This is a genomic window from Flavobacterium chryseum (genome assembly GCF_004362015.1).
In the GTDB taxonomy this organism is placed as follows: Bacteria; Bacteroidota; Bacteroidia; order Flavobacteriales; family Flavobacteriaceae; genus Flavobacterium.
The window spans coordinates 16,936-41,036 of record NZ_SNWW01000015.1 but is presented as its reverse complement, the minus strand read 5'-3'; the positions used below and the strand labels follow the sequence as shown (position 1 = coordinate 41,036).

Sequence of the window (24,101 nt, the reverse complement as noted above, 5' to 3'; positions counted from 1 at the left end):
TAGTAGCTCAGCAAAGACTGAAGAGTTACTTTATGGAGTTTCTCGTGGAGATCCCTCGTTCCTCGGGATGACAAAAATGAGAATATAACTTTGGATTACGCATAATTTTAAACACATAGAAACATAGATTTATATCTGGAAATGAATAAAAAAGAATATAAAAAGAAACTAGTTTCTCACACATAGTCCCGAAGCTTCGGGATTGTTAATACAAGTGAAAAACTATGTCTCTATGTGTTAACAAATATTTCCGTATTTAATTAGGAAACAAAAAAACAAAAACAAAAAACCATAAAAAGAGTAAAGATGAAAAGAGGAATATTTATAATCGCAATATTATTTTCAGTTCAACTGTTTTCGCAGGCCATTTATGAAGATGAGCGCTATGTACCGGAAACAGATCCGTTGGTGCTAAAAAACTTAGAAGAATGGCAAGGCAAAAAATTTGGATTGTTAATGCACTGGGGAACTTATAGCGAATGGGGAATTGTAGAATCCTGGTCAATATGTCCTGAAGATTATGGATGGTGCGAACGAAAAAAAGGAAGCAATCCAGGTAATTATACAGCATATGTAAAAGAATATGAAGGGTTGAAAAAAACCTTTAATCCAACAAAATTTGATCCGGCCAAATGGGCAAAAGCAGCGAAGGCAGCGGGAATGAAATACATGGTTTTTACAACAAAACACCATGACGGATTTACGATGTATGATTCAAAATATACCGATTATAAAGTAACAGATAAAGAATGTGCTTTTAGTACAAATCCAAAGGCAGATATTTTAAAAGAAGTTTTTAATGCTTTTAGAGCCGAAAATATTTCAACAGGGGCGTATTTCTCTAAACCGGACTGGCATAACGAAAATTACTGGGATCCTTATTTTCCTCCTTTCGACAGAAACGTAAACTACGATCCAAAATTATATCCTGAAAAATGGCAGAAATATGTTGATTTCACGCACAATCAAATCTTAGAAATCCTTACGAATTACGGTAAAGTTGATATTTTATGGTTAGATGGAGGCTGGGTTAGAAAAAGAGATCAGCAAAATTTAAAAGAAAACTATGATGAAAAGTTTGCAGAAAACGAGGCGAAAAATGGCTTCATCAAACACAGAGTTGTAGACCAGGATCCTAAAATGGACGAATTGGTAATAAAAGCACGTCAGAAACAACCGGGATTAATCGTAGTTGACAGAGCAGTTCACGGAAAAAACCAAAACTATTTAACTCCTGAAGGCCGTGTTCCTTCAAAAACATTGCCTTATCCTTGGGAATCTTGTATTACTTCTGGCGGTGGCTGGTCGTATACTCCGGATGCAAAATACTTAACAGGTAGAGAAGGAATTCACATGCTTATTGATATCGTCGCAAAAGGCGGAAATTTATTATTGAATATTGCACCAAGCCCTGAAGGAGAGTGGCAACAAGGAGCTTATGATTTGCTAGCAGCTTACGGCGATTGGATGAAAGTAAACAGCACAGCGATTTACAATACAAAACCAATCGAGCCTTTTAAAGAAGAAAACATTTGTATGACGCAAAATAAAGAAGGAAATGTATTCTTGTTTTATTTAGCGAAAAAAGGAGAAGATAAAATTCCGGCAGAAATTGTGGTAAAATCAATCAATCCGAAAAAAGGAACAAAAATCACGATGCTAGGTTCTAAAACTGCATTAAAATGGACAAAAGAAGCACAAGGATTTAAAGTTATAATTCCGGAAAGCTTAAGAAATAATTTACCATGTAAAGAAGCATGGACTTTAAAAATTGAAACGATTAACAGATAGAAAAAAGAATATGTTTTTACACAAAAGCAAAACTATAAAAACAGCATGTATTTTTTACATGCTGTTTTTTAGCATCACTATTTTTGCACAGGAGCCTGTCGATTTTGTAAATCCATTTATTGGAACTTCCAACTACGGAGCCACTTTTCCGGGACCTATTTCGCCCAGAGGCATGGCCAGCATAAGCCCTTTTAATGTTGCTGGACCTCAAAATCCATTAGAAAAAGACAGTCAATGGTTGTCGAATCCGTATGTAAATGAGAATAAATTTTTAACCGGATTCAGTCAGGTTAATATAAGCGGCGTGGGTTGCCCTGAATTAGGCGTTTTATTATTAATGCCGACAACAGGAGCTGTCGAAACCAATCATCTAAAATATGGTTCTACTTATAAAAGTGAAGTAGCAAAAGCAGGATATTACAGCGTTACTATTGATAAGTACAAAGTTAAAGCAGAATTTACCGCATCAAAAAGAGTTGGCGTAAGCAAATTTACGTTTCCAAAAGGGCAATCAAATGTTTTGCTAAACCTAGGTTTAGGCTTAACAAACGAAGAAGGGGCGATGGTAAAAGTGGTATCGTCTACAGAAATTGAAGGAATGCGAAGCCTTGGTTCATTTTGTTATAATAGTCCGGAAGATGCTTATCCGGTTTATTTCGTGGCTAAATTTTCTAAACCTGCCAAAAAATTTGGCGTTTGGAAAAAACCAAGAAAATACGAAGGTACCGAAGCGCAATGGATGACCTACAACGGCAAAACGAGAATGATGGACAATACCATAAAAACGGTTGTAGGAGATAGTATTGGTACTTATTTTACGTATCAGTTTGATAAAGAAGAATCCGTTGAGGTTAAAATTGGCGTTTCATATGTAAGCATCGAAAATGCACGTGAAAACCTGGAAAAAGAAACAGGAAATAAATCATTTGAAGCCATTTATAAAGACACTTATAACGACTGGAATGAAGAGCTTTCTAAAATTTTGGTCGAAGGCGGTTCAAATGATGATAAAACGATTTTTTACACTGCGTTATACCACACTTTAATTCATCCCAATATTTTAAATGATGTCAACGGAGAATATCCAAAAATAAAAAGAACTAAGATAGGAAAAACCGATGGTACGCGTTATACCGTATTTTCTTTGTGGGACACCTATCGAAATATGCATCCGTTAACATCTTTAGTTTATCCCAAACAGCAATCTGATATGATAAAAAGCATGTTGGAAATGTATGATGAAAACGGCTGGTTGCCAAAATGGGAATTAAATTCAACAGAAACCTTTACCATGGTAGGAGATCCGGCAAGTATCGTTATAGTCGATGCCTGTTTAAAGGGAATTCAGGATTTTGATATTTACAAAGCATACCATGCAATGGTACAAGGAGCAGATCAAATTTACGAGAATCCGTTGCGTCCTGGGCTTAAAGAATATATCGAAAAAGGATATTTATCAACCAATTATCCTGGCCCTGTTTCTACAACGTTAGAATATAATACTTCAGACTATGCGATTTCACTTTTAGCGAAAGCATTAGGTGAAAAAGAAGATTATAAGCGTTTTACCAAACGTTCACTTTCTTACCGAAAATTATACGACAAAGATTTAAAATTACTGCGGCCACGAACGGCAAACGGAAAATGGTATGAACCTTTTGATCCTGAAGCAGGAGCTAATTTTCAGACAAATGTTGGTTTTATCGAAGGAAATGCGTGGCAATATGCTTTTATGGTGCCACATGATATGAGGGGATTGATTAAATTAATGGGCGGTGATAAACCTTTCTCGGATCAATTGCAAAAAGTTTTTGATACCAAACAATTCGATATGGCAAACGAGCCGGATATTGCCTATCCGTATTTATTCAATTACATAAAAGGAGAGGAATATAAAAGTCAGGAAATGGTAAAAAAATTGGTTGGAGAATATTTTAAAAATGAGCCAAAAGGATTACCAGGAAATGATGATACCGGAACAATGTCGGCCTGGTTGGTTTATTCGATGATGGGAATTTATCCGATATCGCCGGGAGATCCAATTTACACCATTACAGCGCCAATGTTTCATAGAGTAACGATCAAATTAGATCCAAGATATTATAAAAAAGAAAGCATTGTAATTGAACGACAAGTCAATAATGATGGAAAAATCAATGCGATTGAGCTAAACGGAAAAACGCTTAATAGCTTTTTTATTTCGCACGAAGATTTTGTGAATGGAACAAAGCTGAAAGTGATTCAAAATTAAAACAACACAATTATGTTACAACTAAAAATCAAAAAAACAGCCATTATTTTTGTAATGGCTGTAAGTTTTTTTAACCAGGGATACTCTCAGAAAAAATATCCGTATCAAGATCCTACATTACCGGTTGAAGAACGAGTAAAAGACTTGTTAAGCCGAATGAGTCTGGAGGAAAAAGCCCGCCAAATGGATATGTACAAAGGTGAATTCTTCAAGGAAAATGAAGATTTCTCTAAAACAAAATCAGATGCTAAAATCGGGAATTTAGGAATTGGAGCTATTCATGACATTTATCCGCGTTCGGCAAAAATGATCAACGATCTTCAAAGTGAAATCATCAAAAAAAACAAATGGGGAATTCCAGCGCTTATTATGTGCGAGATGCTTCACGGTTATCTTGATGACGGAAGTACGGCTTTCCCAATGAATATTGGTTTAGGTGCAACCTGGGATACAAGTTTAATGGATAAAGTTGGAAAAGTAATTGGTACCGAAGCCAGAGCGCATGGCGTTCATTTTGGTTTAGGTCCAAATCTTGATGTTGGCCGCGAGCCACGTTGGGGAAGAGTTGCAGAAACTTTTGGTGAAGATGTTTATTTGGTGGGAGAACTTGGTACCGCCATGATTAAAGGAATGCAAGGCGATGATTTCAAATCAGATCGTTCGATAATTGCAGAACCTAAACACTTTGCCGTTCACGGAATTCCGCAAGCGGGAGGAAATTCATCTCCGGTTTTGGTTGGTGAACGTACAGCGCGTGAAGATTTCTTACCCTCATTTGAAAAAGCATTTACAAAAGGAAACGCATTAGGAACTATGTGTGCCTATTCTGAGTTAGACGGAATTCCTTGTGCAGCAAACCATTGGTTGTTGACCGATGTTTTAAGAAAAGAATGGGGTTTTAAAGGAATCGTAGTTTCAGATTTAGGAGCAATAAAATACCTTCAGGTAACACATTTCGTTACAAGTTCTCCAAAAGAAAGTATTAGAGAAGCCGTTGCTGCAGGAGTAGACATGCAGTTTTATGATTTTACCAATGAGTTTTGGCAACAAAGCATTATTGAATTGGTAAATGAAAAAAAACTGACAATGGAACAAATCGACCGTGCTGCAGGTGGCGTTTTGAGACTTAAGTTTTTATTGGGCTTATTCGAAAATCCGTACACAGATAAAAATTTAATTAAAGAACGTTTTCATTCAAAAGAAAATCAGGATATCGCTTTAGAAGCAGGTCATAAATCTATCGTTTTATTAAAAAACGAAAATAACATTTTGCCTTTAAAAAAAGACATCAAAACAATTGCCGTTATCGGACCAAATGCTGATGCTTCAAGATTAGGAGGATATGCCGTAAAAAATAAAGTAGGAACTACGGTTCTTGAAGGCGTTAAACAAGTTGTTGGCGCTAAAACAAATGTACTTTATGAAGAAGGCGTTCCATTAATTGTAAAAGGACAAATTATTCCATCAAAATATTTATTTACTCCTGATGGATCTCAAAACGGATTAAAAGGAGAATATTTCAATAACAGAAATGTAGAAGGAACTCCGGCATTAACGCGTATCGACAATCAGTTAGAATTTGACTGGCCTTGGTCTCCCGGAGATGGCGTTACTGATGATGATTTCTCAATTCGCTGGACAGGTTACATTCAGTCAGAAAAATCATTTGACGGCTGGTTAGGTTTAAGTTCTGATGACGGAATCAGAATGTGGGTTGATGATCAATTGGTTATCGACAACTGGACAAAAGGTGCTACAAGTATGGTAACAACTCCAAAAAATATAGAAGCCGGAAAAAAATACAAAGTCCGCATCGAAATGTGGGAAGGCGGCTGGGGAGCCAGAGCACACTTGCGTTGGAATTTAGAAAAAGTAAATTTTCAGCCAGCGATCGACATTGCTAAAAAAGGAGATGTTGCGATTGTGGTTTTAGGAGAATCAAATGAATTGGTAGAAGAAAACAGAGATGTTGCGAGTTTAGATTTACACGGAATGCAGCAAGAGTTGATCGAAGCAATTCAAAAAACAGGAACTCCCGTGGTTTGTGTATTGTTAAACGGCCGTCCGCTTTCAACCAATTGGATTAGTGAAAATATCCCTGCTCTTGTAGAAGGCTGGTTTCCCGGTGAAGCAGGAGGAAAGGCTGTCGCCGATGTTTTATTTGGAGATTATAATCCGGGTGGAAGATTGCCTATTACAGTTCCAAAATCGGTTGGGCAGTTACCTATATATTACAACCAAAAACCATCAGCGATACACAGATATGTTGCTGAAAGTGAAAACCCGCTTTATACATTTGGTTACGGTTTAAGTTATACTAAGTTTGAATATTCAAATTTTGCCATCAATACCACATCAATTAAAGCTGACGGAGCATTGAAAGTAAGTGTAGATGTTAAAAATACAGGAAATTATGATGGAGATGAAGTAGTACAATTATATATCAATGATGTTTACAGTAGCGTAACGACTCCAAGAAAAACATTAAAAGGTTTTAAAAGGTTGTTCATCAAAAAAGGAGAAACAAAAAAGGTAGAATTTACATTAACGTCTGATGAGCTATCTATCTGGAACAGAGAAATGAAACGAGTAGTAGAACCTGGTGATTTTGAAGTTATGGTGGGAGGAAATTCTACAGATTTACAAAAATTAAATTTCAAGGTTGTCGATTAATCTTTAAAATCAAATTAGAAATTAATTATGTAGTGTTTTAAGTGTTTTGATTAGGATTCTTTTAAGAATTTAACAAATCACAAAGATTAATAATATGTTATACTAGAAAACGTAAGGATTTTAATAGTAAAATAAGAGGTTTTTGACAAAAGTTTAACCAACACCTTTTCAAAGCTGTCATTTGTCGAAATAATGATTTAGTTAACAAATCCGATTCTTAAATTTAACATGTTATTAACTCAAAAAACAACCTATATGATTAAAGACGTACTAAAATTATTGTTGGTGGTTTGCTTGTTCGGATTTCAAAATCTTCAAGCCCAATCTACAACAGTAAAGGGAATGATAACAGATGCTTCCAGCGGAATTCCGATTCCGGGAGCAAATGTTGTCGTTAAAGGAACAAAAACTAGTGTATCAACAGATTTTGATGGTAAATTTAGTATCAATGTTCCCAATCAGTCAGCGATTTTAGTTTTCTCTTATGTTGGCTCTGCCTCAAAAGAAATACCAGTTGCAGGACAAACTACTATTAATGTAACTTTAGGTGCAGACACACATCAGTTGGGAGAAGTAGTTGTTACAGCTCTTGGTATCAAGAGAGAGAAAAAAGCTGTAACATATTCTGCTCAAAACATTGACGTAGCTGAAATTTCAGAAGCAAGATCGTTAAACGTTGCCAATTCACTTTCAGGTAAAGTTGCAGGTCTTAACTACTCTACAACTTCAAATGGTGTAGGAAGTTCATCAAGAATTACTTTAAGAGGTAACAGATCTCTTAATGGCAATAACCAACCTTTATATGTTGTAGATGGTGTGCCAATCAGTAACGGAACTACAACTAGTAATCCGGATATTGACACAGGAGGAACTACTCAGCCTGATGGTATCTCAAACATTAATCCTGAAGATATTGCTTCGATGACCGTTCTTAAAGGGCCATCTGCAGCAGCACTTTATGGAAACAGAGCAAGTAATGGTGTAATTATTATTACTACAAAATCTGGTAAAGCAGGTAAAACTTCTGTTACATTATCATCTAACTTTATGGCTTCTACAGCTTATAATTTGACAAATTTTCAAAATGAATACGGACAGGGAGATGGAGGAGTTTATAATCCTATCTCTGTATCAAGCTGGGGAGGAAAATTAGACGGACGTCAGGTTGCTGCATGGCAATTACAACGTAATCCTAACTATACTGGTCCTGCGACTACAGATTATTCGCCACAGCCAAATAACGTTATTGACTTTTATAAAACAGGATATAACTTAGCCAATACAATATCTGTTACTACAGGAAACGAAAAAGCACAAGGATATTTCTCTTACACAAACACTCGTGCAGAAGGTATTGTTCAGGGTAATGGTTTAGACAGACACAATCTTAACTTAAGATTGACAAGTAAATTATCTGATAAATTTTCTTTGGATGTAAAAACAAACTACATCGTTCAGAATATTGATAATTTATTAAGAACGGGTGAGGAATCTATCGGTACCTCAGCTTATTTATTGCCGCGTAGTATTAAATTTAATGAATATAAAGATTTTGAATATACAGATGCTGCAGGGCAATTGCAACAAAATTATTTTATAGACGAAGCAGGTTCTCCAGGAGGAAATCCTTATTGGTCTGCTTTACGTGATGATTCAAGAGATGACAGAAGAAACAGATTTATTGGTCTTGCTTCTCTTAAATATGATATTACAAATACAATAAGTTTACAAGTAAGAAGTGGTCTGGATCAAATGACTAACAAAGCAGTTAGAAACAGATATGCTACCAGAGCATTTAATAACAACTTAGGTTCTTATAGTGAGTCATATGAAACCGTAAGTGAGTTTAATACAGATGCATTACTTTCTTATAAAGAGAAATTTGGTGATTTCACCATTGGTTTAAATGCTGGTGCTAACATGCTAAAACAATCTAGTTCATCTTTAACATCCGGTGGTGTATTAAGTAAGAGAAACTATTTTTCTTTAATCAATGTAGCTACAGTTCAGTCTACTTCAGCAATGTCAGAAAAACAAGTTAACTCTGTTTACGGATTCTCTCAAATCGGATTCAGAAACTATTTGTTCTTAGATTTAACAGCCAGAAATGATTGGTCTTCTGCTTTACCTTCAAACAACAGATCATTCTTCTATCCTTCAGTAGGTCTTTCAGCTGTAATATCGGATATGGTTACTTTACCTGAAGTTATTAGTTTTGCAAAAGTAAGAGGTTCTTATGCAAAAGTGGGTAATGATACAGATCCTTACCAGACAAGTTCTCAATTATCATACATTGGTGGTAACGGTGGTATGTTGTATTCTCAAACTACAGCTGCAAATCCTAACCTAAAACCGGAGATGTCAAGTTCTTCAGAGTTTGGTTTAGATATTAGATTTTTGAAAAATCGTGTAGGATTGGATTTTACGTATTTCCAAACTAAAACGTCAGATCAGATTTTCTACATCAATACACCTGAATCATCTTCTAAATCAAGAGCGGTATTAAACGGTGGAGATATTCAAAATAAAGGTATAGAGCTTACGCTTACTGCAACTCCTGTTCAGACTGAAAATTTCTCATGGGATATTATGGCAAATTATGCTACTTATAAATCTGAAATTACTTCTATTTATGATAACAGAGAAGAATTGGTTATTGGCGAAGGAAGATTGGTTAGAAGTAAAGTTATTAAAGGAGGTGAATATGGTGATTTATATATCAAAGGATTCCAAAGAACTCCAGACGGTCAAATTATTGTAAATGCTGCAGGTATACCTTTAGCAACGGATGATTTTAGTGTTCGTGCAGGTAATTTTAACCCTGATTGGACTGCCGGTTTTAAAAATAATTTCAAATACAAAGATTTTTCACTAAGTTTCCTTGTTGATTTCAGAATTGGTGGAGAAGTTATTTCTTATTCACAAGCCAGAGAAGCTGGTTTAGGGGTTAGTGATATCACTTTAGCAGGAAGAGAAGGCGGAATTGTTGTTCCTGGTGTAGTAGGTACAACTACTGGAGGTGTAACTACTTATGCCCCAAATACGACAAGTATAACAGCAGAACAATACTGGACAGCAATTGGACAAAGAACACCGGTCGCAGAACCTTTTATTTATGATGCAACAAACATCAGATTAAGAGAGCTTGTTTTTGGATATTCATTGCCAAAACGCATGTTACAAAGCACTGGGTTTGCAAGTATTGATTTCTCAGTAGTAGGAAGAAATTTATTCTTCTTCTTAAATGAAGCAAAATACTTTGATCCGGAAGCAGGAGCAGGAACAGGTAACTTACAAGGTATCGAGTCTTTCAATATTCCTTCAACGAGAGAATATGGTGTGAATGTTAAGTTTGGATTTTAATTTAAAAAAGAAATAATATGAATAATAAATATAAAATTAAAACGATAGGAGTTGTCATGTCGATGCTCGCTGTTTTTTCAAGCTGTACACAGGATTTTGATGAAATAAATACCAATAAAAATACCTTAACCGAAGATCAGTTAGATCAAACTCTTGCGGGACCTGCATTTGCATCAGCCTTATATGCGGGAATACACAATGGTTCTTATTCTTCGCCAGGAGTTGATGATCAGGGTACCTGGGGTATTGCTACAGGTATTTTACCCTCTACTTTTACACAATATCTAAGCTGTGGGTACGGTACAGAAAGAAATGCGTTTGTAAACGGTTATGAAGGACGTGGATGGTTAAGATTTTACACCGTTGCTGTTCCGGCATTAAATAATGCTATTAAAGCATCTGCAGGAAATGCTGATGCACTTGCAGTACTTAAAATCTGGAAAGTATTTATGTTTAATCAAATGGTAGATGCTTATGGTCCAATTCCTTACACGGAAGCTGGAAATAATAAAGAAAAAGTGCCTTATGATAGTGTACAATTCATTTATGAAGACTTTTTTAAATTGTTAGACGAAGCGAGTGCTACACTTAATGCTACTTCTGCAACAACGGTTGCTACACTTCAGCCTAATGACAGAGTATATTCAGGAAATGTAGCCAACTGGAAAAGATTTGGAAACAGTCTTAGATTGCGTTTAGCATTAAGAATATCGGATATAGAACCAGCTAAAGCAAAAACTCAGGCAGAAGCTGCGGTTGCTGCCGGCGTTATAGAAACTAATGAGCAAAGTGCAACTTTCAAGGTTAGTAATATTACACCAAACAATATGAACATGATTGTAAATGCTTGGGGTTATTATATGACAGCTTCTATGGAAAGTCTTCTTGTAGGTTATGATGATCCTAGATTAGCAAAATGGTTCGCGCCTATTGATCCGGCTGCAACTACTAAAGTTTACAGAGGTCGACCTGTTGGAGCGCTACAAGGACAGTTTGGAACAACTACATTCTCTATGTTCAATAATGATGTATTAGGAAGTGGTCCTAATGGTACCCTTAGTGAAACTAAAAACATTGAAATCTTCATGGCATCTGAAAATTATTTAAGCAGAGCTGAAGGTGCTTTAAATGGATGGAATATGAATGGTACTGCACAATCTTTATACGAGCAAGGTATTGCTTTGTCATTAAGACAATGGGGTATAACTGATGCCAATGATATTGCTGACTATATTGCGGGAACATCTACACCAACCGTACCCAATGCTGCTACTCTTTACCCAACTATAGGTTTACAGACAGTTCCTGTAACGCTACCTGTTGCATGGGATGCTTCTGAAGCAAACCAACGTACACAAATTGCTGTTCAGAAATATTTGGCAATATTCCCTGAATCTTGGGAAGCTTGGGCTGATTTAAGAAGAAGTGATGCTAAAGTTATTTACCCAATACTTAATACCGATAATGTTGACCCCGGTGTTGGAAAAAGCTTAATGAAACGTGTAATCTTTGTTACCAATGAATACTCTGCAAACAGAGATGCGGTTACAGATGCTATCACAAAACTTGGAGGTCCGGATTCAGGAGGTACAAAACTTTGGTGGGACACAAAAGAATAAAAAATAAGTAAAGATAAAGAGATTCGTTACTTAGAGATAAAAGGAGAGGTAACTCTCCTTTTGTTTTATACAACTATCTGTAAAATAGCCACACACAAAACATAAAATTAATAAAAAAGGTTATCTCAATTTTAATCCCGAAGATGGATTAAAAATAATGCAGAACGATAACCAAATACAAAAGAATAATTATGGCTAATAATACATTATCTACCAATAAAAACACCTTAATTCCCATTATAATTATAGCAGGATTATTTTTCATTTTTGGATTTGTAACCTGGATCAACGGTGCTCTAATTCCTTTTATGAAAACCATAAATGAATTAACATCCGCACAATCACTTTTAGTAGCCTCCGCATCTTATATTTCATTTGTGGTAATGGCATTGCCAGCCTCTTATATTCTATCAAAAATTGGATATAAAAAAGGAATGTCACTAGGGTTATTTATTATCGGATTGGGTGCTTTAATCTTTATACCCGCTGCTGAAGCAAGAACCTATTGGATGTTTTTGACAGGTATTTTTATTCAGGGTACCGGAATGACTTTATTGCAAACAGCATCAAATCCATATATCACTATTTTAGGACCAATTGATAGTGCTGCCAAACGCATCTCTATTATGGGTATCTGCAATAAAATAGCAGGCGCTTTAGGTTCGCTTATTTTTGGAGCCATTCTATTATCAGGAATAGATGAAATTCAACAAAAACTAAGTGTTGTAAGTCCTGCAGAAAAAGCACAACTATTAGATACTATGGCTGATAGTGTAGTAACTCCTTATTTAATAATGGCAATTGTTTTATTTGTGTTAGGAATTTTAATCCTAAAAGCACCTTTGCCAGAGGTTGAAGCAGAACCAATCGAAGAAGCCAAAGAAGGCGAAACAACAAAAACAAGTATTTTCCAATTTCCGCATTTATGGTTAGGTGTATTAACGCTGTTTATGTACGTTGGTGTTGAGGTTATTGCGGGTGATACCATTATAGCATACGGAATTTCATTAGGTTTTCCTGCTGCCGATGCCAAATTTTTTACCACATTTACTTTAATGGCAATGGTTGCTACTTATATTCTGGGAGTGTTTTTAATTCCGAAGTTTATCAGCCAGGCATTAGCATTACGAGTAAGTGCGATTTTAGGAATCATATTTTCGTTTTGTATCGTTTTTACGCACGGATTTGTTTCCATTTTGTTTGTAGCAGCTTTGGGAATTGCAAATGCACTTGTTTGGCCTGCGATTTGGCCTTTAACATTAAAAGGTTTAGGTAAGTTTACCAAAACAGCTTCAGCCTTGTTGATTATGGCAATTTCAGGAGGTGCAGTAATTCCTCCATTATATGGAAAATTAGTAGATTTAAATAAGGCAGATATGATGGCTTTTGGTGTAAGTGAAGCTTATGCAAATGCCAACGCCGCTACCGAAGGATATTGGATTTTACTGCCATGTTATATCATCATTTTATATTATGCCATTGCAGGACATAAGTTAGGTTTAAATAAAAAATAAATCTCAGCAATTATAATTGAAAGCAAAATCCGGATATAAATTGTTTAGATTTTGTTTTTTAATATTTAATAACTTTTATTAAAAACAATGATTTCAAAATTTAATTACTCCATACTATTTGTAGTTTTAATATGTGTTTCCTGGGCTTTAATAGGGCAGGAACCAAAAGCATATAATATTACAAATACTTTTATAACTCTTCCGCCCGTTACCACAAATAGTCATGCTGCCACATTGGTCGAAATTAGGCCAAATGAAATTATGGCAGCATGGTTTGGCGGAAAGTATGAAGGAGCAAAAGACGTAGGAATTTATTTTTCTACCTATAAAAATAAAACTTGGCCTGCGCCTCAAAATCTAATTAAACCATTAATAAAACAAGGTGATACTTTACCTTGTTGGAATCCGGTTTTGTTTAAAAGTAAAAAAGAAATTTTATACCTGTTTTACAAAGTTGGAAAAAATCCAAGAGAATGGTTTGGAGCTATGATCACTTCTAAAGATAACGGAACGTCTTGGAGCGATCCTAAATACTTGCCGGAAGGAATCTTGGGACCAATAAAAAATAAACCAATAGAAGCAACACCCGGAATTATTTTATGTGGAAGCAGTACTGAAAGTGTAGCAGGTAACCTATGGCGAAGTCATGTAGAAACCTACAATGAAGAAACTGATAAGTGGAATAAAATAACGATAGCAGATAATAAAAACTTTGAGATTATTTCTTTTTTTATGGGTTAGTTCAATAATCACTCACAATTCTTTCCCAAATCTATTATGGTTTGATTTGGAACTTCGAAATTGACAAACGCTCGGCAAGGTGCATTTAATCTAGTGTAAACAAATATCTGATGGAAGTAATAGTAGATAGATGAAAAAATAATATTAATCATAGCCTAAAAAGTCTTAAAAGAAAAAAATATTAGAATTAGCGTTCTTTACGAAAACATGTGTTTTGAAAAGTATGCAAAAACGAAAAAGCCTTTAAACACTAGTGTTTAAAGGCTTTTGATTTTTAAAGTTTCTTTTGAAACTTCTACTGGCGGAGAAAGAGGGATTCGAACAAAACCGTCACATCCCGCTTTTATACTGCATTTCTAATATTTTTTCTTTACTGCGCCACGATTCTGCCATGAAGATTTTCGCTATTTTTATAAATATTGAAAGTTTCAGACTGGTTTAAATACGTTTAAATTAACGTTATAATTCTTAATTAATTCATAGACAAAGATATGCCTTTTTAATGACAAAGAATGATTTAAATGGTTAGTTAGCAGTTAAAATAAGCTGCTATAAAAGCAATAGAATCTATTTTGTAATAAGATACTGTTTTTGAAATTCCTCGATTGTCAGGTTTCCAAGCGCAGAATGTCTTCTGTATCGATTATAGAAATTTTTGATATAGTCAATGACTGACTTTTTTGCTTTTTTTATCGTTGTATAATTGTTTTGGTAAATTAATTCTGTTTTTAATGTTTTGAAAAAACTCTCAGCGACAGCATTATCAAAGCAATTGCCCTTTCTGCTCATACTTTGGGCGATTTGATTACTTTTTGATAATGTGGAAACAAAATCTTTACAGGCATACTGAATCCCTCGGTCTGAATGAAAAATTAATTTCTGGTTACTAGTTAAAGGACGATTACGCAAGGCTTGTTTAAAGGCGACAATGGTTGTATCCATTGTCTTCAGGGTTTCACTTAATGACCATCCTACTACTTTACGATCAAAGAGATCTATAACAGCGGTAAGATATGCCCAGCCTTTTTTAGTTCGAATATAGGTAATGTCGGATACCCATACCTGATTTTGGTTACTTACTTTAAAATTCTGATTTAATAAATTTGCTGCTGCAGGATATTTGGGAGAGGAGATTGTAGTTCTTTTAAATTTTAATTTTGGAATCCTAGGCATATTATTTTCCAGCATTATCTTTGCAACAAAAGATCGGCAAGCTTTTATGTTGATTGACGATAATTCTTTGGCTATTCTTCGACTACCGTACCTGCCTTGACTCCAATGATAAATTCTTGAAATCTCTGATATTATAAATACTTTACGTTCAGCTCTGCTTGTAGGAAGTCCTTTTAACCATTTATAATAGCTGCTAGGGTCTACATGAAAAATTTTGCACATCTTTGTAATAGGAAATTTATCGGCGTGTTCTCTGATAAATTGATACCGCAATCGTCTTTTCTGCAGAAGATAGGCAGCACCTTCTTCCAAGATATCCCGTTCCAGCTTGATGCTAGTAATTTCCTTTTTTAGTCTTAATAGCTCTTTTCTGTTTTTGTAGGAATCAGATGACTCCTGAAGGGTAAGTTTTCCATCCTTAAAAAGTTTCTTCCAATGCTGCAGGCTGTTTTTGCTGACACCGAACTCCTGAGCTACACGATTTACACTTTTGTACTGGTTGCTGATTGTGACCGCGCAGATTTTAAATTCTAGAGGCCACCTTTTTCTAGGTGTTTCCATATCTTTAAATTTATAAAGTGTTAATTATTTTACAATTAATCTCTTCATAAATTATCTAACCCAAAACTGTCCTCAATATTTTATAAAACCGACTAAACTTTTTGTGGCAAAAAAGGTATCCATTCCAATAAAATTTTGCTGTAAAAAGAAGTCAATTTCAAAATCAAGAGAATTTTTTTTTTTGCCGCTTTTTAATATTACAATTGCGTCTCCTACTACGGATTAAACATTTTTTACCTTGATTTTAAAATCTACACAAACTTGTAATGTAAGAATATATTTTAAAATTTTAGGATACAGATAAAATTTTTTATAAGTATTTTTTTATATAATTTTGAATTGCCCTACTATCTATTAGTTTAATTCCCAATTATGAGAAAACTCTACCTATTATTTCCTTTAGCTGTATTAGCTAACCAAATATCTTTTGCTCAAATTTCTCCCAATATTTCTTATAATCTAACCAATGTTTTTACATTAGGAGATAATATTGGAATAATCAAACCTTCTAATTCCGGTGGAAACATTTCTGTAGCTGAAGTAACCACTTTCGCTGGAAATGGAACAAATGGTTCTCAAAACGGTTTAGGAAATCAAGCTAGCTTTAATGTTTCTCAAGGAATGGCAATTGATCCTCAGGGAAATATTTATGTTGTAGATGTATACAACCATCAAATCAGGAAAATTTCTCCTACAGGAGCTGTAACAACTTTTGCGGGTAGTGGTGTTCAAAAATTTGAAGATGGAACAGGAACAAATGCAAGTTTTAATATCCCTATTGGTTTAGTTTGCGATTCTTCACAGAATCTTTATGTAGTTGACTCATTTAATAACAGAATACGAAAAATAACTCCAACAGCTATTGTATCAACAATTGCCGGAACCGCAATAAAAGGTAGTACTGATGGAACCGGAATAAGTTCAAGTTTTTAATTATCCCCAAGGATTACAATTGACTTGAATGACAATTTATATATAGCAGACATTTACAATAATAAAATAAGAAAAATTACACTTCAGCTATAGTTTCAAAAATTGCAGGAACTGGAGAAACTGGTAAAAAGATGAAAACGTAAAAGAAGCAACTTTTGGCGGTCCGGGAGATGTTTCTTTCGATAATTTTGGCAATTAATTGTAGCTGATTTAAACAATAATAATATTAGAAAGATTTCTCCATTAGGAATTGTTTCTACAATTGCAGGGAATTGTATGCGTGGCAATATCGATGGTACAGCAAATGATGCTTCATTCGATGGACCAATAGGAACAAACGAATTTTTTCTGCAATTTAAAATTTAAACTTATAAGTATTTATTAAAAAAAAGATGTTTTATAAGTTTTTTTTAAATTCTTAAATACACGGTGTAAGTTTTGAAATAATTTCACATCTTGAAATAGCATTATTATTTTTATGTAAATTCTTATAGTTTTTGTAAAACAATAAGTTATAATTTATATATTTGGGAAATAACTTAATAAAATTATAAATAAATGAAAAAATTACTATTAATTGCATTAGCGCTAAACTTCGTAGCCTGTTCAAATGATGACGACACAGAAAGCTCAACTTCCACGACTGCAACTGGCACAGTAAAAGAAGAAACTTTTAATCCTAACCCTACTCCACAGGATTATTTAAATGCAAAATATCCAGCCTTTATGGCTTCGATAGAATCTGTAGCCTCAGACCCTGTAACATCGAAAGGTTCTAGTACTGCAAGAACTGCAGCCTTTGTTAGTACGTATGTTCCTGATGCAGCTTTTAGAACTGCCATAGTAAATATGGGAGCTGCGCAAGATGCTAGTCCAGGAGATCAATGGGTAGAAGTAGACACTACAAGAGGCGGATTGTACCTTGCAGGTTTAGGTATCACTGATTTAACTGGAATAAATGGATTTACAGGTTTAAAGCAGTTAATCGTTTCACAAAACAATCTGACAACTATCAATGTTTCAGGGTTACTAAATTTAGAGTGGATTGAATGTCAGCAAAACCTATTGACAACTTTAAATTTGACCGCTAATACAAAAATACAGCAGGTTTGGTGTCACCTTAACCAATTAACTAGCTTAGTTCTTCCAAGTTCACCAACTTTATTTGGTGTGTGGTGTTATGGCAATCAGCTTGCAACACTAAATCTTAATAATAATACTGGTATTACCCAATTATTTATTCAAGGAAATCAACTTACTTCATTCAATTTTACCCCTTTTGTAAATATTGAGCAAATGAACGTATCATCTAATAAGTGGGTTACTTTAAATTTTAATTCTAACAATAAAATTAAATCTATCTGGGCATTTACTATTACTACTCTTACTGATTTAAGCATCAAAAATGGCGCTAATACATTAGTAAGTATTCAAGATTTTACAGGAAACACGAAAAGACCTCCTATTCATGTTGACGCATCATTTCTCCCGTTAGCAAATACTTCATGGCCAAATAGAGGAGCATCGACTTATGTTCTATAATTTGAATCCCTTAGATAAAAGAAACCCTGTTCAATGAACAGGTTTTTTTTTGATTATAGTTTTACTCTTTTCAGTCTAAACTCAAACTTGAATATAACCGGGGCGTTGGGTGCAAAATCGAACTCCAAAAGAACTAAACGGGACTCGAACCAATTTTCCCTGAAAATACTGATAGTTTGTGTTCTTTTTTAAATTAAACAAGATTTTTTGAATCACAAAAAAACTGAGAATCTAGATTTTTCCGGCTTTTTCTTCACTTTTGCAGCCCTGACGGGACAATTTTCGAACCATTTTACTGATGATTTAAAAATTTCAAGCCCAATTATATAGCTTAACTTTTTCTCTAGTTTTGGTTTGCATATCCAATGTAGATTATTAATTTAACATTCAATATAAAACCAAAAACAATATAATGAAAAAATTACTTTATTTATTAAGTGTTACTTTAGTAACATTAACGTCTTGTTCAAGCGATAACGATACTGATTCACCTAGTCAGGCAGACTTACCTTTATTAAAAAAATATGTTATTACTAAAGATGGTAATACGACCTATACAGGAGAATACATTTATAATGAAAATAAAATCGTGAGCTTTAGTGACTTAAATGGAAACAAATCAAATTATACATATACAGAGGATTTAATTACAAAAATTGAGGATATTAATGTTAAAGGAATAACAACTCTCGTCAGAGAGTATAGCTACTCTAACGGGAAGTTAGAATCTGTGTATTATAAATCTCCTTATGGTGAAGCTGCAAAAATAATTTACACTCATAACCAGAACGGCACTGTATCTTATAAAAAATATTTCATTGAATTATCAAATGGATATGAAGAAGAAAACGATACAGGAAAATTTACTTTCAAGGACGGTAATTTAATAAAAAGTGAAAGCTTCTATTCTGATGGCAGTCCTAAAGAATTAACAACAAAAGAATATGATTCTAAAAACTCTTCAAATAACAATGTTCTAGGACGCAAACTTTTACTGGATTACAGTTCTACTTCTATTAATAATTTAGTTAAAGAAACTATTGTAACATTTTCAGGCACTAAATCTACAACTACCACATCAGTTTATAATATCACTTATGATGCAAAGGGTTACGCAATAGAATCAACAAAAATCTCAGAGACTAATGGAACATCTACTACCCAAACAATAAAATATTTTTATTAAGTAAAGGTAGTGTTGCAGATTAGCTTTTTTTATAAAATAATGACGTAACGAACTGAAAAAGAACATAAAGTTTTAATTATTGAATAGAAAAAGAGACGGCCAGGCATGAACTGCCCCCAAAAAGTCAGATACTATTTGGGGGCATTTTTATGGAAATAAAAGTCAAATACAATTATGAGTTCACACTTCGTTGCGATGTTTTTCGCACAACAGTTTTACAAAAAAACGGTTCCTGATAAGGAACCGTTTTGAATATTAAGGAGTACAAAACAACTTAGGGATTCTTTATAAAAGTCATTTCAAAGGATTAAATCTGCCAAAGACTTTTTATTTTAATGATTACAAGTTTTACATTGGTTTTGTTGGTTTAATACTACTCTGTGTATTTTGTGTTCTGTAAAATGAGTTTTGTAATTGTTGATAATTTAGCTCTAAAATTTTAATTCCGGATAATTTTACTTTTAATTTAAAGGTTATAGTTGTTGAAGGTTATTAAAAGAAATATAACTTTTATATCATTTAATTCCTTTGAACAAATAAAAACTGATAGCAAATAGTATTTATTAATGTAGTATTTTGTATAACCAGTTTATTATTTAATATTTAGGATGAATTTTAAATAATTCCAAAAGATATGGGAAACCGTAAAATCTTAATAGGTATATACTTTAGCGGGAACGGGACTCGAATCCTCCTGATAAATAAACTAAAAAACAACGTATCTAAAAGTTTCGAACCTAAACTCGTCAACGCTTGATTTTACTGAATTTCTAGTTTTTCAAAGTGGAGTGTGCACGATTCTGCCACAAAACTTATACGGGGAAATATCTTTAAAAAACGCCTTAAGTTTTTGTGGCAAAAAAGGTAGCCACTCCATTTTGTGGGGAGAGCAGGATTCGAACTCAATCGTCTAAAGCCTTGCCTATACTTCAATTGTCAATTTTTTTAACCATTGTGCCACGATGTTGCCACGAAACTTAAAAAGACAAAATTTTCTAAAAAATACTTTTTAAAAAATTTAACTTGATTAAAATGCTATAATTCATGTTTTAAAAAAGTAAAATTAAGTAAAAAAAGGAAAACTATTCGAAATTTTGTTTATATATGACTGTCTTAACTTTTTGTATCAAAAAAAGTATCTATTACATTCCATAGAAACAATTTTCTTCAAAAAAAACTATAGTAAAACAGAAGAAGTATTAAAACTTTTAGTTTTATAATATTTAAATAAATGATCATAAATAATTAACTCATACATTCTCTGTTTAGAGGTGTACTGCCTGTTGACCATCATATGAATATGACTTGCCAAAAGAGATTCTAAAGGAATTTCGTTTTTAATTTTAATTTCTAAAGCTTTTTTAGCTGTTTGTTTTGATTTTTGATTTACAATCCTGGTTATTACTATAAAAATGTTTTTTGAAGTTGCTGTCATAAGAGTATTCATTTGTGGATATAATGCAGCATAACTTTTAGACATTTCCTTTTTTTGTTCCTTGTCGGTTTTAAATTCTATTTTAAATGAACTTTGCAAATCATCCATCAAAGATAATTTCTCCTGTATCGATAATTGAAACGAATTTAAAAAGGAATCAATGGCATAAAAGCTAAATAACAGCGGTGTTTCTTGTGTTAGAAAATCAGGTTTAGCTCTAATATATTGCAAAGCCATTTGACTGTCTTTCCAAAAAAAGAATTCAGAATCGATCATTGTAGTTTTACCATATCGTTCTATTTCTCTTTTATATGTATCGGTTTGTATATTCCAAACTAAATTTTGCTCTAAAAGCTCTTCAAAAATTGGATAAAGAGCTTGAATAATAGTAGCTATATTTTTGGTGTTTTTTACTAAAAACCGAATACGAATATGTTCTTCAGGATCTTGATAACGAATAAAAAACCATTTCTGTATGATTTTATTAATTTCAAGACTTGAAATAATGGGTTGTAATTTTTCTAGTAAAATATAATCAGATGTCTTTACACCTGTATAAATTTTATAATACAACCATTCGCTGCCCAGGCAAAAATCTCTTCGCATTTTTATATTTTTTCTTTGTAATAGGATACAATAATCTGGTTCGAAAAATGATCTCCAGAACTGTTTTTTACAACTGATTTTTCTGTAAATAAAAATTCTTCAAGAAAAAACTCTTCTTTTTGTTTAAGCGATTTCAGGAATAATTCGATACAAACTGACGATTCAAAATCGAATAATAAAGTATTATCAGAATCAACCCAATTTACAAATCGTGGAATGTTTCGTTGTGATCTCCATTTTAAAAATTCTTGTGTTTTAAGATTTTGATCCATAGTACAATAAGGTTTTATTTCGCTATTTTTAATTCTCCATTTTGCTTTTGAGAGTATAACTTTATTATACAGAACTCTCGGAAAAAAATCATATTGTGACTCTAAAATCCCCCAATAAAAAGAATGAATTAGCTTGGTGTCCTGTAAACGAAGGTCACATAAAAAATGATAAATAGGAAGAGAACCGCTTGAAGAAAAATTATGCGCGTTAGACAAACAAGGTATTATTTCTTTATTGTATTTTTTGGATCGTAAAATAACTCTATTTGATTTTACAGATAGGTATAAATCTCCTAAATCTAAATTATCTTCCAGAATAACGCCAGGTTTGCATAAATAGCTAATTTCATGTTTTCGAAGAACTGGTCTTTTTAATATATTTCCCGTTCGTGCCTCGGGAATGTGTACAATTTCGGCTAAAATTTTATTATGATGAAATTCATCTTCTTTTTGAATAATTTTTTTGGTGAGATTATGTATTTCGTTATTACTATTACAAAAACGGCCTAATAATTTTGCGGCACTTACATTTCCAGTTGATGTTAAGGCAATTTGCTCCTCATCAAAAAGTTCAATCATTGCTGAAAACGTTACCGGAGCATTCTTAAAGGTAGCATCAAAATCAGGAAAATCTTTTTCAGATAATACTATATTTTGTTCTCCTTTAAAAATACAATGATGGAGTTTTTTCTGCAAAATTAAATCAACCGAAGTCCAGATTTGATTTTTTTCCTTTACTTGTTTCGGCTTAAAAGAAAAATTTTCTAATATTTCATGAGCGTCATTCATTTCATGATTTTGCAAATAGCTTATTCCTGTTTCAGTATCTAATACAATGTTTAAAGGCAGTTCTTTAGATTCATATCTTTGAATGAAAGCTTTTTTAAAATCCTCCAGATTTTTATTTTCTTTATTTCTCTGAAAACCATTCAAAAATCGAATTGCGCGCAACACTTCTTGAGGAATGTTTTTATTTAAGTTGTTTTTTAAAGTCGTGATGTTTAAGTCAGTTTGAAAAAGATACTTATCCTCATAATCAGCTCCGGTCTCACTGATACTATCTTTAATTTCTTTGTAAAGTTCTTCTGCAGGAGATAAGGTAAGATCTAAATCAGAAACTTTTTTCTTTAGACTTTTAAATAATTCTGTTTCTTTATTAAAAGAAGCAATAGAAGTAAAGATGTCAGTAATTCTTCTCCATTCATCATTTCCGGTTACAACCGCATCTAATTCACTAATTAAAAACTGAAAATCAATTAGTTTAAAAACAAAGGCTTTTGCTTGTTCTGTTTCAGCATCATCATCGGCTAAAAATGAAATCATTTCATTTATAGTGATTCCTGATTTTGCCTTAAGTACTATTTCGTCTAATAAATAAGATTTTTGTAATGCTGAAATTCGATGTTCACGTTTTGCATGGACATAATTATATTCAATAAATCGATAAAAATCGCCTATTTCGTAAATAGAAGAGTTAGGAAAATATTTTAAATGAAGTGCAATTTCGTCTCTTTTTGCGATATCCTGAAGCATGGCAATCCAATACTGCATATCAAATTGTGTAAATCTCTTATGTTTATCAAGAGACGCTATTGTAATTGCAGTTTCAGAATTGAGTTTTCCTACAGAGCATCCGGCGAATAAACCAAATGGTGTACAGCGGGAAGACATTCTTGCTGCATATTTTAAAAAGGTAAGTTCCAGAGATTCTTTTTTTTCGTTAGATAGAGAAGACGTTTCTAAAGCCCATTTATCCAATTGTTTTTTTAAATCTGGCGAAGCTAAATTAAAAGCTTCTTTTACCGCAGGTTTTTTATAAAATGCTGTAGACTTTTCAGAGGAATAATTTTCAATTATCTTAAAATAAGCAGATAATGGAAATAAGGGCGTTCTGAGGACGTATTCTGAAAAACATTTTATCTTGTAATCGGACATTATTTCTTTTTTTGACTTATTCTTTCAGCAAGCTTCATTTCATTTAAACGATTAAAACCTTACCGGATTTTGATAATTAGGAAAAATGGAACTTTCTTATTGTTTGTAGCCGATATTATAACTTCAATATTACAGGTTATAAAAATAGAAGGAGAAATATGCTAAAAATAATTTTATTGCTATTTTGGAAAGTTTAAGGAATAAAAAAGGATTCATCCTGATGCTGTAGAGCGTTGTTATCCTTATAAATGGTTCATTTGTTCTTATTGCCTTAAAATTAGGCAATAAGAACATTAAGTAAGATTAGTAGTTTTCTAATAGTTTTTCACAATTTCCAGTTGATTTATTCTTAGGGTCAATTGGACCATTTTCGCTTCCCCCTTTAACTAAATGCAGGTTTTTAAATTTTGCGACTTCCAATTTTTCCAGATCAAATTTTTTTATTTCTTTCTTAGGTTTAAATAATTTCATGTTTTCTAGTTTTAATGTTTAGGCAAATATAAATG

Annotated in this window: 14 protein-coding genes; 10 read left to right on the top strand and 4 right to left on the bottom strand. The window is 33.3% G+C overall.

Translation table 11 applies throughout. The annotated features are described in order from the left end of the window. The first annotated feature begins 306 nt into the window (after positions 1–306). The 7 genes from EV143_RS20145 to EV143_RS20115 all read left to right on the top strand — a co-directional run bounded on the left by EV143_RS20145 (position 307) and on the right by EV143_RS20115 (position 13,952). Positions 307–1,791 (top strand): alpha-L-fucosidase, encoded by a 1,485-nt coding sequence (locus tag EV143_RS20145; protein WP_133509730.1) that lies wholly within the window; start codon positions 307–309, stop codon positions 1,789–1,791. Between the two features lie 10 nt (positions 1,792–1,801). Then, positions 1,802–4,042: a GH92 family glycosyl hydrolase gene (locus EV143_RS20140; protein ID WP_133509743.1), complete on the top strand. Its 2,241-nt coding sequence runs from the start codon at positions 1,802–1,804 to the stop codon at positions 4,040–4,042. Between the two features lie 12 nt (positions 4,043–4,054). Next, complete coding sequence (locus tag EV143_RS20135) at positions 4,055–6,715, top strand: glycoside hydrolase family 3 N-terminal domain-containing protein (protein ID WP_133509729.1); 2,661 nt, start codon at positions 4,055–4,057, stop codon at positions 6,713–6,715. Positions 6,716–6,970: 255 nt separating this feature from the next. After that, positions 6,971–10,078, top strand: a complete 3,108-nt coding sequence (locus EV143_RS20130) for a SusC/RagA family TonB-linked outer membrane protein (RefSeq protein ID WP_133509728.1) — start codon at positions 6,971–6,973, stop codon at positions 10,076–10,078. Between the two features lie 17 nt (positions 10,079–10,095). Beyond that, on the top strand, positions 10,096–11,697 hold the full coding sequence (locus EV143_RS20125; protein ID WP_133509727.1) for a SusD/RagB family nutrient-binding outer membrane lipoprotein: 1,602 nt from the start codon (positions 10,096–10,098) through the stop codon (positions 11,695–11,697). A 191-nt stretch (positions 11,698–11,888) separates the two neighbouring features. Beyond that, positions 11,889–13,211 carry a sugar MFS transporter gene (locus EV143_RS20120; RefSeq protein ID WP_133509726.1) on the top strand — a complete coding sequence of 441 codons (1,323 nt, stop codon included), beginning with the start codon at positions 11,889–11,891 and terminating at the stop codon, positions 13,209–13,211. Positions 13,212–13,298: 87 nt separating this feature from the next. Beyond that, positions 13,299–13,952 carry an exo-alpha-sialidase gene (locus EV143_RS20115; protein ID WP_133509725.1) on the top strand — a complete coding sequence of 218 codons (654 nt, stop codon included), beginning with the start codon at positions 13,299–13,301 and terminating at the stop codon, positions 13,950–13,952. A 567-nt stretch (positions 13,953–14,519) separates the two neighbouring features. On the opposite strand, the gene EV143_RS20110 is transcribed toward EV143_RS20115, so the two are convergent. Beyond that, entirely contained in the window at positions 14,520–15,686 is a 1,167-nt protein-coding gene (locus tag EV143_RS20110) for an IS3 family transposase (protein WP_133509724.1), read from the bottom strand. 372 nt (positions 15,687–16,058) lie between these two features. Between EV143_RS20110 and EV143_RS20105 the strand changes: the two genes are divergently transcribed. The 3 genes from EV143_RS20105 to EV143_RS20095 all read left to right on the top strand — a co-directional run bounded on the left by EV143_RS20105 (position 16,059) and on the right by EV143_RS20095 (position 19,347). Continuing rightward, the gene (locus tag EV143_RS20105) at positions 16,059–16,619 is read left to right on the top strand and encodes an NHL repeat-containing protein (RefSeq protein WP_133509723.1); all 561 of its coding nucleotides are present in this window, start codon (positions 16,059–16,061) and stop codon (positions 16,617–16,619) included. 558 nt (positions 16,620–17,177) lie between these two features. Next, positions 17,178–18,161, top strand: coding sequence for a leucine-rich repeat domain-containing protein (locus EV143_RS20100; protein WP_133509722.1), 984 nt, complete (start codon positions 17,178–17,180; stop codon positions 18,159–18,161). A 412-nt stretch (positions 18,162–18,573) separates the two neighbouring features. Continuing rightward, positions 18,574–19,347 (top strand): hypothetical protein, encoded by a 774-nt coding sequence (locus EV143_RS20095; protein ID WP_133509721.1) that lies wholly within the window; start codon positions 18,574–18,576, stop codon positions 19,345–19,347. Positions 19,348–20,524: 1,177 nt separating this feature from the next. On the opposite strand, the gene EV143_RS20090 is transcribed toward EV143_RS20095, so the two are convergent. The 3 genes from EV143_RS20090 to EV143_RS21555 form a co-directional block, all read right to left on the bottom strand. Then, positions 20,525–21,388 (bottom strand): thiopeptide-type bacteriocin biosynthesis protein, encoded by an 864-nt coding sequence (locus EV143_RS20090; protein ID WP_133509720.1) that lies wholly within the window; start codon positions 21,386–21,388, stop codon positions 20,525–20,527. 2 nt (positions 21,389–21,390) lie between these two features. After that, positions 21,391–23,595, bottom strand: coding sequence for a lantibiotic dehydratase family protein (locus EV143_RS20085; protein ID WP_133509719.1), 2,205 nt, complete (start codon positions 23,593–23,595; stop codon positions 21,391–21,393). A 303-nt stretch (positions 23,596–23,898) separates the two neighbouring features. Continuing rightward, positions 23,899–24,066, bottom strand: coding sequence for a hypothetical protein (locus tag EV143_RS21555; protein ID WP_166638192.1), 168 nt, complete (start codon positions 24,064–24,066; stop codon positions 23,899–23,901). Positions 24,067–24,101: the final 35 nt, after the last annotated feature.

What these genes read in the sequence shown, in the direction of transcription:
- EV143_RS20145 (WP_133509730.1), top strand. Translation starts at nt 307, where the DNA reads ATGAAAAGAGGAATATTTATAATCGCAATATTATTTTCAGTTCAACTG.
- EV143_RS20140 (WP_133509743.1), top strand. Translation starts at nt 1,802, where the DNA reads ATGTTTTTACACAAAAGCAAAACTATAAAAACAGCATGTATTTTTTAC.
- EV143_RS20135 (WP_133509729.1), top strand. Translation starts at nt 4,055, where the DNA reads ATGTTACAACTAAAAATCAAAAAAACAGCCATTATTTTTGTAATGGCT.
- EV143_RS20130 (WP_133509728.1), top strand. Translation starts at nt 6,971, where the DNA reads ATGATTAAAGACGTACTAAAATTATTGTTGGTGGTTTGCTTGTTCGGA.
- EV143_RS20125 (WP_133509727.1), top strand. Translation starts at nt 10,096, where the DNA reads ATGAATAATAAATATAAAATTAAAACGATAGGAGTTGTCATGTCGATG.
- EV143_RS20120 (WP_133509726.1), top strand. Translation starts at nt 11,889, where the DNA reads ATGGCTAATAATACATTATCTACCAATAAAAACACCTTAATTCCCATT.
- EV143_RS20115 (WP_133509725.1), top strand. Translation starts at nt 13,299, where the DNA reads ATGATTTCAAAATTTAATTACTCCATACTATTTGTAGTTTTAATATGT.
- EV143_RS20110 (WP_133509724.1), bottom strand. Translation starts at nt 15,686, where the DNA reads ATGGAAACACCTAGAAAAAGGTGGCCTCTAGAATTTAAAATCTGCGCG.
- EV143_RS20105 (WP_133509723.1), top strand. Translation starts at nt 16,059, where the DNA reads ATGAGAAAACTCTACCTATTATTTCCTTTAGCTGTATTAGCTAACCAA.
- EV143_RS20100 (WP_133509722.1), top strand. Translation starts at nt 17,178, where the DNA reads ATGAAAAAATTACTATTAATTGCATTAGCGCTAAACTTCGTAGCCTGT.
- EV143_RS20095 (WP_133509721.1), top strand. Translation starts at nt 18,574, where the DNA reads ATGAAAAAATTACTTTATTTATTAAGTGTTACTTTAGTAACATTAACG.
- EV143_RS20090 (WP_133509720.1), bottom strand. Translation starts at nt 21,388, where the DNA reads ATGCGAAGAGATTTTTGCCTGGGCAGCGAATGGTTGTATTATAAAATT.
- EV143_RS20085 (WP_133509719.1), bottom strand. Translation starts at nt 23,595, where the DNA reads ATGTCCGATTACAAGATAAAATGTTTTTCAGAATACGTCCTCAGAACG.
- EV143_RS21555 (WP_166638192.1), bottom strand. Translation starts at nt 24,066, where the DNA reads ATGAAATTATTTAAACCTAAGAAAGAAATAAAAAAATTTGATCTGGAA.